16 protein-coding genes are annotated in these 13,250 nt (G+C 72.6%); 12 read left to right on the top strand and 4 right to left on the bottom strand.

Features of this window, described 5'->3' with window-relative positions:
• Positions 1-22: 22 nt before the first annotated feature.
• Complete coding sequence (locus tag ACLJOU_RS18315) at positions 23-1,195, bottom strand: phytase (RefSeq protein WP_410568964.1); 1,173 nt, start codon at positions 1,193-1,195, stop codon at positions 23-25.
• Positions 1,196-1,312: 117 nt separating this feature from the next.
• Here ACLJOU_RS18315 and hisF point away from each other — a divergent pair, with 117 nt between their 5' ends.
• The 4 genes from hisF to ACLJOU_RS18295 are packed head-to-tail and all read left to right on the top strand — an operon-like array spanning position 1,313 to position 3,178.
• A complete protein-coding gene (gene hisF / locus ACLJOU_RS18310) occupies positions 1,313-2,086 on the top strand; it encodes an imidazole glycerol phosphate synthase subunit HisF (RefSeq protein ID WP_410568841.1) in 774 nt (257 codons plus the stop codon).
• A complete protein-coding gene (locus ACLJOU_RS18305; protein ID WP_410568840.1) occupies positions 2,083-2,460 on the top strand; it encodes a hypothetical protein in 378 nt (125 codons plus the stop codon). Before hisF ends, ACLJOU_RS18305 begins: the two co-directional genes overlap by 4 nt.
• Positions 2,457-2,819 carry a phosphoribosyl-AMP cyclohydrolase gene (gene hisI, locus ACLJOU_RS18300; protein ID WP_410568839.1) on the top strand — a complete coding sequence of 121 codons (363 nt, stop codon included), beginning with the start codon at positions 2,457-2,459 and terminating at the stop codon, positions 2,817-2,819. Before ACLJOU_RS18305 ends, hisI begins: the two co-directional genes overlap by 4 nt.
• Positions 2,816-3,178 carry a DUF1304 domain-containing protein gene (locus ACLJOU_RS18295; protein WP_410568838.1) on the top strand — a complete coding sequence of 121 codons (363 nt, stop codon included), beginning with the start codon at positions 2,816-2,818 and terminating at the stop codon, positions 3,176-3,178. Before hisI ends, ACLJOU_RS18295 begins: the two co-directional genes overlap by 4 nt.
• On the opposite strand, the gene ACLJOU_RS18290 is transcribed toward ACLJOU_RS18295, so the two are convergent.
• Positions 3,153-3,341 carry a DUF397 domain-containing protein gene (locus ACLJOU_RS18290; RefSeq protein ID WP_410568837.1) on the bottom strand — a complete coding sequence of 63 codons (189 nt, stop codon included), beginning with the start codon at positions 3,339-3,341 and terminating at the stop codon, positions 3,153-3,155. The two genes, ACLJOU_RS18295 and ACLJOU_RS18290, sit on opposite strands and share 26 nt — an antisense overlap.
• A 13-nt stretch (positions 3,342-3,354) precedes the next feature.
• Positions 3,355-4,188 carry a helix-turn-helix domain-containing protein gene (locus ACLJOU_RS18285; RefSeq protein ID WP_410568836.1) on the bottom strand — a complete coding sequence of 278 codons (834 nt, stop codon included), beginning with the start codon at positions 4,186-4,188 and terminating at the stop codon, positions 3,355-3,357.
• A 199-nt stretch (positions 4,189-4,387) separates the two neighbouring features.
• Here ACLJOU_RS18285 and ACLJOU_RS18280 point away from each other — a divergent pair, with 199 nt between their 5' ends.
• Both ACLJOU_RS18280 and ACLJOU_RS18275 read left to right on the top strand, forming a co-directional pair.
• Positions 4,388-5,461 carry a DUF3592 domain-containing protein gene (locus ACLJOU_RS18280; protein WP_410568835.1) on the top strand — a complete coding sequence of 358 codons (1,074 nt, stop codon included), beginning with the start codon at positions 4,388-4,390 and terminating at the stop codon, positions 5,459-5,461.
• Positions 5,458-6,456 (top strand): DUF3592 domain-containing protein, encoded by a 999-nt coding sequence (locus tag ACLJOU_RS18275; RefSeq protein WP_410568834.1) that lies wholly within the window; start codon positions 5,458-5,460, stop codon positions 6,454-6,456. The genes ACLJOU_RS18280 and ACLJOU_RS18275 overlap by 4 nt, the downstream gene beginning before the upstream one ends.
• Positions 6,457-6,571: 115 nt before the next feature.
• On the opposite strand, the gene ACLJOU_RS18270 is transcribed toward ACLJOU_RS18275, so the two are convergent.
• Entirely contained in the window at positions 6,572-7,228 is a 657-nt protein-coding gene (locus ACLJOU_RS18270) for a TetR/AcrR family transcriptional regulator (RefSeq protein ID WP_410568833.1), read from the bottom strand.
• Positions 7,229-7,281: 53 nt separating this feature from the next.
• Here ACLJOU_RS18270 and ACLJOU_RS18265 point away from each other — a divergent pair, with 53 nt between their 5' ends.
• The 6 genes from ACLJOU_RS18265 to ACLJOU_RS18240 all read left to right on the top strand — a co-directional run bounded on the left by ACLJOU_RS18265 (position 7,282) and on the right by ACLJOU_RS18240 (position 13,211).
• Positions 7,282-8,841: an anthranilate synthase component I gene (locus ACLJOU_RS18265; RefSeq protein ID WP_410568831.1), complete on the top strand. Its 1,560-nt coding sequence runs from the start codon at positions 7,282-7,284 to the stop codon at positions 8,839-8,841.
• Between the two features lie 88 nt (positions 8,842-8,929).
• Positions 8,930-9,457 (top strand): Trp biosynthesis-associated membrane protein, encoded by a 528-nt coding sequence (locus tag ACLJOU_RS18260; RefSeq protein ID WP_410568963.1) that lies wholly within the window; start codon positions 8,930-8,932, stop codon positions 9,455-9,457.
• Positions 9,458-9,581: 124 nt separating this feature from the next.
• Positions 9,582-10,391, top strand: a complete 810-nt coding sequence (gene trpC / locus ACLJOU_RS18255) for an indole-3-glycerol phosphate synthase TrpC (protein ID WP_410568829.1) — start codon at positions 9,582-9,584, stop codon at positions 10,389-10,391.
• Entirely contained in the window at positions 10,370-11,602 is a 1,233-nt protein-coding gene (trpB, locus tag ACLJOU_RS18250) for a tryptophan synthase subunit beta (RefSeq protein ID WP_410568962.1), read from the top strand. Before trpC ends, trpB begins: the two co-directional genes overlap by 22 nt.
• On the top strand, positions 11,599-12,390 hold the full coding sequence (gene trpA, locus ACLJOU_RS18245) for a tryptophan synthase subunit alpha (RefSeq protein ID WP_410568827.1): 792 nt from the start codon (positions 11,599-11,601) through the stop codon (positions 12,388-12,390). Before trpB ends, trpA begins: the two co-directional genes overlap by 4 nt.
• Positions 12,391-12,551: 161 nt before the next feature.
• Positions 12,552-13,211 (top strand): peptidoglycan recognition family protein, encoded by a 660-nt coding sequence (locus ACLJOU_RS18240; RefSeq protein WP_410568825.1) that lies wholly within the window; start codon positions 12,552-12,554, stop codon positions 13,209-13,211.
• The last annotated feature ends 39 nt before the right edge of the window (positions 13,212-13,250 follow it).

Below are 13,250 nucleotides of genomic sequence, written 5' to 3'. Positions count from 1 at the left end.
GCTGCACGGCGGCCCGGACTTTTCAGCGGGCGAGGACGTCCTCCAGCCGGACGAAGGCGAACCCGGTGGTCGGGAGGCCGTGCACCGCGGGGCGGCGCTCGCCGTCGTGGACCACCAGGAGGCCGTGCGGGAACCGGCGGCCGAGGGACGCCGTGCTGATCGCCGAGCCGTCGGAGTGCTCGACCGAGTCCGTGCCGCGGCCGGCGACGATCCGCAGGTCACGGACGTGCCTGCCGTACACCACGAACCGCGAGTCGCCCTGGCTGGAGGCGAACAGCGTGCCGTCCGCCACCGCGAGGCCCTCCGCGTCGGCGGTCAGCCACCGGCCGCCGAAACCGGGGTCCGGGCCGTCGGGGACGCACTCCTCGGTGGCGGCGTCCCACCGCTGCGGGACGCCGAAGGAGCGCACGCGGTCGACCAGCTCGGGCCGCCCGAAGCCGCCCGGCGTCACCGGGATCCGCCAGATCCCGACGTCCTCCTGGGCGGTGTAGAGGACGCGCCCGTCGAACACCGAGCCCTCCAGCTGCGGTCCTTCGCCGGGTTCCTCGCACGGCGACCAGCCCGAGCCGTCCGGCAGGCGGAACCGCGAGGGCAGGTCCACGGTGGCGATCGACGCGGTCCCGACGGTCCCGTCCGGCCGGTCGGCGAGCCGCAGCAGCGCCACGCGCGTTTCGTGCCGCCGCGTCACCGCGACCCACCGGACGCCGGTGCGCGGGTCCCGGCCCGCGGCCAGGCCGTAGGCGGTCCGCTGCTCGTCCACTTCGGACTCCGACGCGGAGAACACCGGCGCGGCGGCGGGGTCGGTCACGTCCCGCAGCACGTGCCCGCCGGCGGCCGCGCCCGCGGGGTCGATCCGGTAGACGCGGATCCGGTCCCGCCCCCGATCGCTGACGATCGCCAGGTCCCCGACGACGTCGACGTTGTTGAACCGCCCGCCCGGCCCGGCCGGGACCAGCTGCAGGGTGCGGGCGCCGAGGTCGAACGCGGCGAGCCCGCCCTCCTTGAGGGTGCCGAGCACGACACTGCGTTCGGGGTCGCGGGGGTGCACCCAGACGGCGGGATCGTCGGCGTCGGCGTTGGCCGGGGAGGCGCCGGGATCGTCGACGAAGGCCTGCGTCTGCAGGACGGGCGCCGGATCGCGGGGCGCGGCGGCGGCGGGGACGGCGGTCAGCAGGGAGACGGCGGCGAGGGCCACCGGGAGGAGTCTGCGCACGGGCGGAAACTAGACGAATCGGATGGCCGGGGCGTGAACGGCAGATGCCGGGCCGTGCCATCGGCGGCGGTCCGGAGCCCCTTGACTACGCTGGTGGCCATGTCTGTCGCGGTGCGGGTGATCCCCTGTCTCGACGTCGACGCGGGCCGGGTCGTGAAGGGTGTCAACTTCGCCGGCCTCCGCGACGCCGGTGACCCTGTCGAGCTGGCCCGGCGGTACGACGCCGAGGGCGCCGACGAGCTCACCTTCCTCGACGTCACGGCCTCCTCCGGGGACCGTGAGACCACCTACGACGTCGTGCGCCGGACGGCCGAGCAGGTCTTCATCCCGCTGACCGTCGGCGGCGGCGTGCGCAGCAACGACGACGTCAACCGGCTGCTGCGGACCGGGGCCGACAAGGTCAGCATCAACACCGCCGCCATCGCGCGGCCCGAGTTCCTCAGCGAGGCGTCGAGGAGGTTCGGCGCCCAGTGCATCGTGCTGTCCGTCGACGCCCGGCGCGTGCCCGAGGGGGGCGAGCCGACCGCCTCCGGGTTCGAGGTCACCACCCACGGCGGCCGGCGCGGGACCGGGATCGACGCCGTCGAATGGGCCGCCCGCGGCGAGGAACTCGGCGTCGGGGAGATCCTGCTCAACTCCATGGACGCCGACGGCACCAAGAACGGCTTCGACCTCGAACTGCTCGGACTCGTGCGCAAGGCCGTGCGCGTGCCCGTGATCGCCAGCGGCGGCGCCGGGGCCGTCGAGCACTTCCTGCCCGCCGTGCAGGCGGGGGCCGACGCCGTGCTCGCCGCCAGCGTCTTCCACTTCGGACAGCTGAAGATCGGCGACGTCAAGGGCGCCCTGCGCGAAGGCGGGGTCGAAGTCCGGTGAAGTCCTGGCAGGCACCCGTCGAGGTGAAGGTGACCGCCGGCCTGCTGGTCGGGCTGCCCGTCGCGTGGGCGTTGCTGAACCTGATCCCGGTGCTGGGCGCCGGGTCCGGCCTGGCGATCTACCGGATGCCCGCGCTCGCCCTCATCCTCGGTGGCGTCGTCACCACCGGGCTCGTGCTCAAGATGGGCAGCGCGCGCGTCGGCGGGCTGGTCGTCACCGTCGTCTTCGCGCTGCTGCACGCCTTTTTGCTGCTCGCCGCCGAGCTGTGGTGGGTGAAGCTGTTTTCCGGTCTTTCCTTCGCGGGCTACGGCTACGCGTTCGTCCTGTTGAACTCGATGCCGCTCAAGCGGCACATCCTGGGAGCCAACGCATGACCCTGGACGCGGCCGTCTCGGCGCGCCTCAAGCGCAACGCCGACGGCCTGATCGCGGCGGTCGTCGTCGAGCACGCCACTTCGGACGTGCTGATGATGGCCTGGATGAACGACGACGCCCTCGCGGCGACGCTGGCCACGCGCCGCGGGACGTACTTCTCGCGCAGCCGGCAGAAGCTGTGGGTCAAGGGCGAGACGTCCGGCCACTACCAGCACGTTCGCGAGGTGCGGATCGACTGCGACGGCGATACCGTCCTGCTGCGCGTCGACCAGACCGGCCCGGCCTGTCACACCGGCACGCACACCTGTTTCGACACCGAGGAGCGCCTGCTCCTGGCCGAGGAGAAAGAACTCGCGTGACCATCGTCGCCGACATCCTGGTCGGGCTCGTCGCCCTGATCCACCTCTACATCGTCGTCCTGGAGATGTTCCTCTGGACGTCGCCGCGCGCCCGCGCCGGCTTCGGCACGACGAAGGAGTTCGCGGAGCAGACCAAGACGCTCGCCGCGAACCAGGGGCTCTACAACGGGTTCCTGGCGCTGGCGCTGGTGTGGGGCCTCGTCGCGAGCGACCCGACGGGGTTCCAGCTCAAGCTGTACGGCCTCGTCTGCGTGATCATCGCGGGCCTCTACGGTGCGGCGACGGCCAGCAAGCGGATCCTGCTCGTGCAGGTGGTCCCGGGCGCGCTGGCGCTCATCGCGCTGCTGCTCGCCCGGTAGGCCGGCGCAGCCGGTCGAGAACGGAACGCCAGGCTCCCGCGGAGACGGTCAGCTGACCGGCTTGGCGGGCCTTGGTGTCCCGCACGCTCACGACCGGCCCCAGCGCCACCTCGACACAGCTGTAGTTTTCGTTGCTGTGGGATGACTTCCGCCATTCGGCCATGTGGTCGCCTCCGCTAGTGTGCGGCCTCCTCGAGCAGTTCCCGGGAAGCTGCCTCGCTCAGTGCCCGCTCGGCAAGCATCTTAGCAACCTGCCGGTAGGTCAGGGTTTGCTCACTTTCATGGAGAAATGCGCTTGATCGGATGTGTTCCACGAAGGTGATCGGCGGGGCGCCGGGGAACTCGTAGATCTCGAACGGTCCCGTCAAACCGACGTGGTAGCCGAGTCCCGCGGGGACCACCCGTACGGAAACGTTCGTCCGCTGCGATATTTCGAGCAGGTGATCGATTTGATCCGACATGATCGCCGGGGTGCCGATGGTCTCCCGGATCGCCCATTCGCCGATCAGCGCGCGGAGCGCGACCGGCTCCCGCCGCGTGAGCACCGCCTGCCGTTCGAGCCGGATGCGCAGGCGCTTGTCGGCTTCCTCGATCGGAACCGAAGAGGCTTCCATGATCGATCGGATGTAGTCGGGAGTCTGCAGCAGTCCGGGCAGGAGCATCGGCGACCAGGTGGTGATCTTGGTGGCGGTGCTCTCGAAGGCCAGCAAGGCCGTGAGGGCGTGGGAGATATCGGCGTTGCTCGACGCCAGCCAATTGGGTTCCCGGGCGTGGCGGGCGAGCGTGCGGATCCGGTCGCGTTTCTCCCCGTGGATGCCCAGCAGCGCCAGAATCGCCGACACGTCCTCGACGCTCGGCAGGCGGTACCCCTTCTCCCACGCCGACAGCAGTTGGGGCAGGATGCCCAGTTCGTCGGCGAGCACGCGAAGTCCGACTTTCCGCGCTTCGCGTTCTTCACGCAGTGAAGCGGCGAGAGTTCTCGCGGCGGGCCCCGAAGACGTTGGCTTCATGAGGCGATAATACGAATCCCGTCGATTCCCCTAATGTGCGAAGGTGTCCGCGAAATGCGATGAACCGCCATTCCCTCCGGCGTCCGGGTGACCCGCGGGCCCGCTCACCGGCACGCTCGGCGGGGCCGTCCGGTTGCCTCGCCGTCCTGTGCCGTTTCTCGCAGCATCGGCCGCCGGTCCCCGGGCCTAAGCTCGGCGGATGGTGCTCGACGATCCCCTCCGGGCTCTCGCCCGGCGGCGGGCCGGGTGGCTGGCCCTCGCGGCCGCCGGCGTGGCCGGTTTCGTCTTCTTCGCGGTGGCCGTGGCGGTTTACGGGCTCGTCGTCGCGGATCCGGGCTTCGACCGGGGGGATATTTCTGCCTTGCTCGTCGTTTTCTCGGTGTCCCTCGGCTGTGCAGTGCTCGGCGGCAGGCGGCTGCGGGTGCTCGCGCACCGGATCCGCGCCACCGCGGGCGAAAACGGCTTCGGGGCCTGGCTGCCGGCGCCGGCCGCCGCCGACCAGGACCCCCGGATCGACTTCGGGGCCGAGACCGCCCGGCTGCGCCGGACCGCCGGTCGCGCCGCGGCGCTCATCCTCGGCTGGGTCGCGTTGTTCGCGGGCGGGCTCACCGGGATGAGCCTGCTCGACGAGGCCGCCGCCGAACTCCTCGCGACCGGTGACCGGGTCCCCGGTGTGGTGGTGTCCGTGGCCGCCCCGGTCAAGGGCACGCCGTCGATGCGGGTGCGCTACGGCGGCCGGACCGCGAAGATCGTCCGGGACTCCGGGCATCCCTACCACGCGGGCGAGGCGGTCACCGTCGTCGTGGACCCGGCCGATCCGGCGCACGTGCGGACCACCGAAGAACGGAACGAAAACCAGTTCGTCTTCGGCGTCTGCGTCGCCGCGCTGCTGATCGGGCTCGCCGGGGCCCCGGTGGCGGCCGGGGCCGCGCTCGGCTGGCGGCGCCGGGCCCGCGCGGTCGCGGCGACCGGGTGGCGGGTCGCCACCGTCGACGTCGTGCCCGTCCGCTCCGCCGCCCCCCGGAGGCGGCCGCCGCCGACGCTGTATGTCCGTTACCCGGACGGTACCGGGATCGTGCTGCGCGCGGTGCCCTCGACGCACGGCGCCAAGGCACTGGCGGACTTCACCGACCGCCTCGCGTGGGTCGGCGGCTGGGGGCGGGAGATGGCCGTCTTCTTCCCGCAGGGACCGCGCCGCGCGGGGCCCTACGTCGTTCCGGCGGCCGCGAAGACCCCGCGCGCCGCGAGCGCCTTCCGCCGGTCCCGCCGATGACGCGCCGCATGGCGTGGTCCGCCGTGAGCGTGCTCGCGGTCCTCGTCTTCCTGTTCTTCGGCGCGGGCACGGCGTACTCGCTGCTGACCCCGGACTACGTCTTCGCCGACGGCGAACTCGCCGGCGAGGCCGCCATCCTGACCGGCTCGCTGGCCCTCGCCGCGGTCGGCGCCCACCGCTCGCAGGCGGCGGACCGCCGGCTCCGCGACGGCGTGCCGGACTTCGGCGCCTGGCTGCCCGGGCGGGCGGGCTCCCACGGCGAGGGCCGGATCGATCTCGACGCCCAGACCGTGCGCCTGCGCCGGACCGCGCGCCGGGCCACCGCGATCGCCGCCGTCTGCGGCGTGCTGTTCGTGGGCGGCCTCGCCGGGATCATCGCCGCGGACCGCGCCGCCGCGGCCCTGCTCGCGACCGGCGTCCGCGTGGACGGCTCGGTGCTTTCGGTCGTGAACCCGGCCAAGGGGGACGGCACGCCGTCGATTTGGGTGCGCTACCACTCGCCGGACGCGTCCTGGACCGGGGAAATCGACCGCGACACCGACCACGCGTACCACGAAGGCGAGGTGGTGACGGTCGTCTACGACCCGGCCGACCCCGCGCACGTCCGCACCACGGCCGAGCCCAACGCGAGCTCCGGCTTCAGCGTGGTGCTGCTGATCTGCGGCTTCGCCGCGCTGCCGGTCACGGCGACGTCGGCGGTGGGCTGGCGGCGCCGGGCGCGCGCGGTCGAGGCCACCGGCTGGCGGATCGCGACCGTGACCGTCGTGCCCGCCGTGCGGCGCGCCACGGAGATCGAGGCCCGCTACCGCGACGGCAGCGCCATCGAGCTGCGGTGCGCGCTGTCGCTGCACCGCCCGGACGCGCTGGCCCGCCGCCGCGCGTGGATCGGCGGCTGGGGACGGCAGATGGTCGTCCTGTTCCCGTACGGCTCGGACACGCCCGGACCGCACCTGGTCCCGGTCTCCGCCCTCACCCCGCGGGCGACGACCGGATAGCGCAAGCGCCCCAAGGCGGCCTTGGTTGCGTCAGACGCACCCAAGGCGGCCTTCGGTGCGTCTGACGCACCGAAGGCCACATTGGGGCGCTTGGGTCGGGAGTTCGCTCGCGGGCTCAGCCGATCTCGCCGGTCAGGTAGCGCTGCAGGTTCGGCGCGATCGCCCGCACCAGGACCTCGACCTCCTCGGTGGCGAGCGGCTCGAACTTCGCCACGTACCGGACCACGCCCAGGCCGACCATCTGGGTCGCGCACAGGTTCATCCGCAGCGCGGTGCGGTCCGAGCCGATCGAGGTGATCACCGCGCTGAAGAACTTCCGGAAGAAGTCGCGCAGCACGTGCCCGGCCTGCTCGTGGCCGGTGACGCTGCGGATGAGCGCCACGAACTGGCCACCGCCCGCGCTGTCCCAGCGGGTGATGAAGGTGCGGACGATCCGTTCGCCCAGTTCGTCGTCGGGGCCGTCGCGCAACGCCTGCTGCAGCTCCATGGGGTCGAACGGCAGCTCGAGGACCGCCTGCGCGAACAGCCCCTCCTTGCTGCCGAACCAGTGGTTGACCATCGCCGCGTCGACGCCGGCGCGGGTGGCGATCGCGCGCACGGTCGCACCGTCGTAGCCGTTCTCGGCGAACACGGCCCGCGCGGCTTCGACCAGCGCGGTGCGGGTGTCCTGGCCGGCGGGCCGGCGCCCGCGGCGGCGGCCGGTAGTCTCGGTGTTCCCCGTGGTGCTCACGCCTCCATCATGACCCAGGCGCCCGTGTAATTCAACAGCCATTGAATTACGGCCCGGCGCCCGCCCCGATCCGGCCGAGCGGCACAATGAGGGCCATGGTCAGCGCATCCGCCGGTTCGGCCGGTCCCGGCACGGTCAGCCCGTCCCGCGAGGACTTCCGCGTCCTCGCCGAGAGCCGCCGCGTGATCCCGGTCGTGCGCCGGGTCCTCGCCGACGGCGAGACACCGATCGGCGTGTACCGCAAGCTCGCCGCCGACCGGCCCGGCACGTTCCTGTTCGAGTCCGCCGAAAACGGCGCGTCCTGGACCCGCTGGTCGTTCATCGGCGTCCGCAGCCCGGCCGCGCTGACCGTCCGCGACGGCGAAGCGGTCTGGACCGGCACCCCGCCGGTCGGCCTGCCGTCGGAGGGCAACCCGCTGACCGTCCTGCGCGAAACCATCGAGGCCCTGCACACCGAGCCGCTGCCCGGGCTGCCCCCGCTGACCGGCGGCATGGTCGGCTACATCGGCTACGACGCCGTGCGCTGGCTGGAACGGCTGCCGGAGCTGGCCGAGCGCGACCTCGACGTGCCCGAGCTGACCATGCTCCTGGCCACCGACCTCGCCGCGTTCGACCACCACGAGGGCACGGTCACGCTCATCGCGAACGCCGTCAACTGGGACGACTCGCCCGAGCGCGTGGACGCGGCCTACGACGACGCCGTCGCGCGGCTGAGCGCGATGACCGAGCAGCTGCAGGTCCCCGCGCCCGCCACCGTCGCCGCGTTCGACCGGCCCGCACCCGAATTCGTCCGGAAGCGGTCGAAGGCGGACTTCCACGCGGCCGTGGAGAAGGCCGTCGAGGCGATCAAGGCCGGCGAGGCGTTCCAGATCGTGCCGTCGCAGCGGTTCGAGATCCCCACCGCCGCCGACGCGCTCGACATCTACCGCGTGCTGCGGACGTCCAACCCGAGCCCGTACATGTACCTGCTGCGGCTGGAAGGCTTCGACATCGTCGGCTCCAGCCCGGAATCCCTGGTCACCGTGCGGGACGGCCGCGCGACCACGCACCCGATCGCGGGCACCCGCTGGCGCGGCGCCGACCCGGAGGAGGACGCGCAGCTGGCCAAGGACCTGCTGGCCGACGAGAAGGAGCGCGCCGAGCACCTGATGCTCGTCGACCTCGGCCGCAACGACCTCGGCAAGGTCTGCAAGCCGGGCACCGTGCGCGTGGTCGACTTCTTCCAGATCGAGCGCTACAGCCACGTCATGCACATCGTGTCCACCGTCACCGGCGAGCTGGCCGAGGGCAAGACGGCGTTCGACGCGGTCACGGCGTGCTTCCCGGCCGGGACGCTGTCGGGCGCGCCGAAGGTCCGGGCGATGCAGCTGATCGAGGAGCTCGAGCCGGTGCGCCGCGCGCTGTACGGCGGGGTCGTCGGCTACCTCGACTTCGCCGGGGACGCCGACACCGCGATCGCCATCCGCACGGCCCTGGTCAAGGACGGCATCGCGCACGTCCAGGCCGGCGGCGGCGTGGTCGCCGACTCGGTGCCGGACTACGAGGACACCGAGTCGCTGAACAAGGCGCGCACCGTGCTGTCGGCGGTGGCCGCCGCGCAGACGATGGTGGCGGCCGGCGCCCTCGACCAGGCCGCGGACACCGCCCGTGTCTGACACACCGGACGCGCCGGGCGTCGACCGGCCCGCCTCCCCGGACGCGGCCACCGCGGCGGTGGCGACGGCGTCGAGGCGTCCACTGTGGATGATGGTGGTCGCGCTCCTGCTGGGCGCGCTGGCGCTGTGGGGTGCGTCACGGCTGACGTGGTTCGCCGAATTCCGCGACGGCGGCGTGCGCGGGACCGTCCTGTACCGCGAGACCGGCGAGCAGCGGGCCACCGCGCTCGTGCCGCTGGCGCTGCTGGCCCTGGCCGGCGTGGCCGGGCTGGTGGCCACGGGCGGCTGGGCGCGGCGCGTGCTCGGCGTCGTGCTCGCGCTGGCCGGTGCGGCGGCGATCTGGATCGGCGTCGCCGGGGTCCGGTTCACCGGCTACGCCGACGGCCTGCCGGTGACCCAGATGCTGCTCGGCCGCGGCTTGGCCGTGCTCGGGGGAATTCTCGTCGCCGCCGGCGGGTTGGCCGCTGTCAAGGGTGCGGGCGGAGCCACCCGGCTCGGGGCGAAGTACGCGGCCCCGGCCACCCGGAAAAAGGTCCGTGACCCCGACGTCCAGCTGTGGGACGCCCTGTCCGAAGGGGAAGACCCGACGGACGTCCGTGGCGGGCATTCGGAGTAACGCGCACACCCGGAACCGGGCGTCTCGGATGCGGGGGTTAGCATCGTTTCGGCGGGAAGGGGAAGGTTTTTGTGAGCGACCTTGCGAGTCAATCCGTGAGCACGCGCCCTGGTGGGGGCGCCCGGTGAGCGTGCTCGAAGACATCGTCGCCGGCGTGCGGGAAGATCTCGCCGTGCGGGAATCCGCGCTGCCGTTCGACCAGCTGAAGATCCGCGCGGCCGCCGCCCCCGGCCCCCGCGACGTCATGGCCGCGCTGCGCGAGTCGGGCATCGGCGTGATCGCCGAAGTCAAGCGCCGCAGCCCCTCGAAGGGCGAGCTGGCCGACATCCCCGACCCGGCCGCGCTGGCGAAGGACTACGAGGCCGGCGGCGCGCGCGTGATCAGCGTCCTCACCGAGCAGCGCCGCTTCGGCGGTTCGCTGGCCGACCTGGACGCCGTCCGCGCCGCGGTGGACATCCCCGTCCTGCGCAAGGACTTCATCGTCAGCCCCTACCAGGTGCACGAGGCCCGCCTGCACGGCGCCGACATGGTGCTGCTGATCGTCGCCGCGCTGGAGCAGAACGCGCTCGTCGCGCTGCTCGACCGCGTCGAGTCCCTCGGCATGACCGCGCTGGTGGAGATCCACAACGCCGAGGAAGCCGATCGGGCCCTCGAAGCGGGCGCCAAGGTCATCGGCGTCAACGCGCGCAACCTGCACACCCTCGAGGTGGACCGGGACGTCTTCTCCCGGCTGGCCCCCGGCCTGCCGATGGACGTCTACAAGGTCGCCGAGTCCGGCGTCCGCGGCCCGGGCGACCTGATGTCCTACGCCGGCCACGGCGCCGACGCGGTGCTGGTCGGCGAGGGCCTGGTCGCCTCCGGCGATCCGAAGGGCGCCCTGGTCAAGCTGGTCACCGCCGGTTCCCACCCCGCCTGCCCGAGGCCGTCGCGGTGACCCAGCAGCAGCACGACAAGCACGACCCGGACGAGCGCGGCTACTACGGCCCGTACGGCGGGCGGTTCATGCCGGAGGCGCTGATCGGCGTCGTCGACGAGGTCGCCACCGAGTACGACAAGGCCCGCCACGACCCGGAGTTCCTGAACGAGTTCAACCGCCTGCTGAAGGACTACGCGGGGCGCCCGTCGCTGCTCACCGAGGCCAAGCGCTTCGGCGAGCACGCCGGCGGGGCGCGGGTGTTCCTCAAGCGCGAGGACCTGAACCACACCGGCTCCCACAAGATCAACAACGTGCTGGGCCAGGCGCTGCTCACCAAGCGGATGGGCAAGAAGCGCGTGATCGCCGAGACCGGTGCGGGCCAGCACGGCGTCGCGACGGCCACCGCGTGCGCGCTGCTCGACCTGGACTGCGTCGTCTACATGGGCGAGGTCGACACCGAGCGCCAGGCGCTGAACGTGGCCCGCATGCGGCTGCTGGGCGCCGAGGTCATCCCGGTCAAGACGGGTTCGCGGACGCTGAAGGACGCGATCAACGAGGCGCTGCGCGACTGGGTCACCAACGCCGACACCACGCACTACCTGTTCGGCACGGCCGCCGGCCCGGCGCCGTTCCCGACCATGGTGCGCAACTTCCACCACGTGATCGGGGAAGAGGCCCGCGCGCAGATCCTGGAGCAGGCCGGGCGCCTGCCCGACGTCGTCGCGGCGTGCGTCGGCGGCGGGTCGAACGCGATCGGCATCTTCTCGGGCTTCTACGACGACCCGTCGGTGCGGCTGGTCGGCCTGGAGCCGGGCGGCGAGGGCATCGAGGGCAACCGCCACGGCGCGACCCTGACGAAGGGCACCCCGGGCAACCTGCACGGCGCGATGACGTACCTGCTGCAGGACGAGGACGGCCAGACGGTCGAGTCGCACTCGATCTCGGCCGGGCTGGACTACCCGGGCGTCGGCCCGGAGCACGCGTGGCTGAAGGACACCGGCCGCGCCGAGTACCGCCCCATCACCGACGCCCAGGCGATGGACGCGTTCAAGCTGCTGTCGCGCACCGAGGGCATCATCCCGGCGATCGAGTCGGCGCACGCGCTGGCCGGCGCGCTGGACCTGGGCCGCGAGCTGGGCCCGGACGGCCTGATCGTGGTGAACCTCTCGGGCCGCGGCGACAAGGACATGGACACGGCGGCCAAGTGGTTCGGACTGGTGAACGGATGAGCGGGCTCGACGACCTCTTCGCGGCCACGCGCGCGGAGGGCCGCGGCGCGCTGATCGGCTACCTGCCGGCCGGCTTCCCGACCGTGGCCGGGTCGAAGGACCTGATCGCGGCGTGCGTCGACGGCGGCGCGGACCTGATCGAGGTCGGCGTCCCGTATTCGGACCCGGTGATGGACGGCCCCACGATCCAGGCCGCCTCGGTGACCGCGCTGGACAACGGCTTCCGCCTCCAGCACCTGTTCGAGGTGGTCGAGTCGGTGTCGTCGCGCGGCGGCCGCGCGGTCGTGATGACGTACTGGAACCCGGTGAACCGCTACGGCGTGGACCGCTTCGCGCGCGACCTCGCCTCGGCGGGCGGCCTCGGCCTGATCACCCCGGACCTGATCCCGGACGAGGCCGGTCTGTGGATGGAAGCTTCGGCTTCGCACGGCTTGGACCGCACCTTCCTGGTGGCGCCTTCGTCGTCGGAGGAGCGGCTGGCGTTGACGGCGGCCGCGTCCTCGGGGTTCATCTACGCAACCGCGGTGATGGGCGTGACGGGCGCCCGCGACCAGGTGGGCGCGGGCGCAGAGGAGCTGGTCCGCCGCACCCGGGCCCACACATCGCTGCCGATCGGCGTGGGCCTGGGCGTCCGCTCGGGCGACCAGGCGGCCGAGGTGGCATCTTTCGCGGACGCGGTGATCGTGGGCTCGGCCCTGGTCACAGCGGCGGCCGAGGGAGCCGAGGGGGTTCGCCGCCTGTCGGCGGAGCTGGCGGAGGGCGTGCGGCGGACGGTCGCGAAGGCCTGAGTTGCTACCGGGCGTGAACGTGCGCCTCGGAACGCGGCGGCTCCTGACCCCGACCTGGTGATCCTCGACTGTCCTGCACTTCACCCGCCCCTTCGAAGCCACCCTTCGCCTCTGACGGTTCTTGTACGAAAGCTGTACGCCGCCGCGGCAGGGTCCGTGCCATGGACATCGCACACCTCCCGCGGCGCGGCTTCCTCCGCGGTGCCGCCGGGCTCGCCGCCGCCGGGGCCGCCGGGCTCCTCCTCCCGCAAGCCGCCCGGGCTGCCGGGACCGCGCCGCGGATCTACAGCTGCGCCGAATGGGGGGCGCGGCCGCCCGCCGATGCGCTCACCACGCTCGACCACCCCGCGAACCGGGTGCTCATCCACCACATCGCGTGCCCCAACAGCACCGACTACTCCCTCGCGCACGCCTTCCAGGTCGCCCGCGACGACCAGCACGACCACATCGACAACAACGGCTGGTCCGACACCGGCCAGCACTTCACGGTCAGCCGCGGCGGCTACCGCCTCGAAGGCCGCCACGGCAGCCTCGACGCCCTCCGCGGCGGCACCACCATGATCCAGGGCGCCCACTGCCCGGGCCAGAACACCAACGCCATCGGCATCGAGAACGAAGGCACGTACACGAGCGTCGAGCCGCCGCAGGCGCAGTGGGCGTCGCTCGTCGTGTTCTGCGCCTACATCTGCCGCCAGTACGGCATCGGTGTCGAGGAGATCAAGGGCCACCGCGACTTCTACAACACCGAATGCCCCGGCGACCGCCTGTACGCGAAGCTGCCGCAGCTGCGCACGGAGGTCGCCAGGGCACTGGCGGGCTGAACGCGGCCGGCGGGGCGGGAAGTCCGGCGGAGTCGGTCG

The sequence above is a fragment of the Amycolatopsis sp. cmx-4-61 genome (assembly GCF_046548775.1).
GTDB lineage: Bacteria > Actinomycetota > Actinomycetes > Mycobacteriales > Pseudonocardiaceae > Amycolatopsis.
This window is presented reverse-complemented; position numbering and strand designations above follow the sequence as displayed.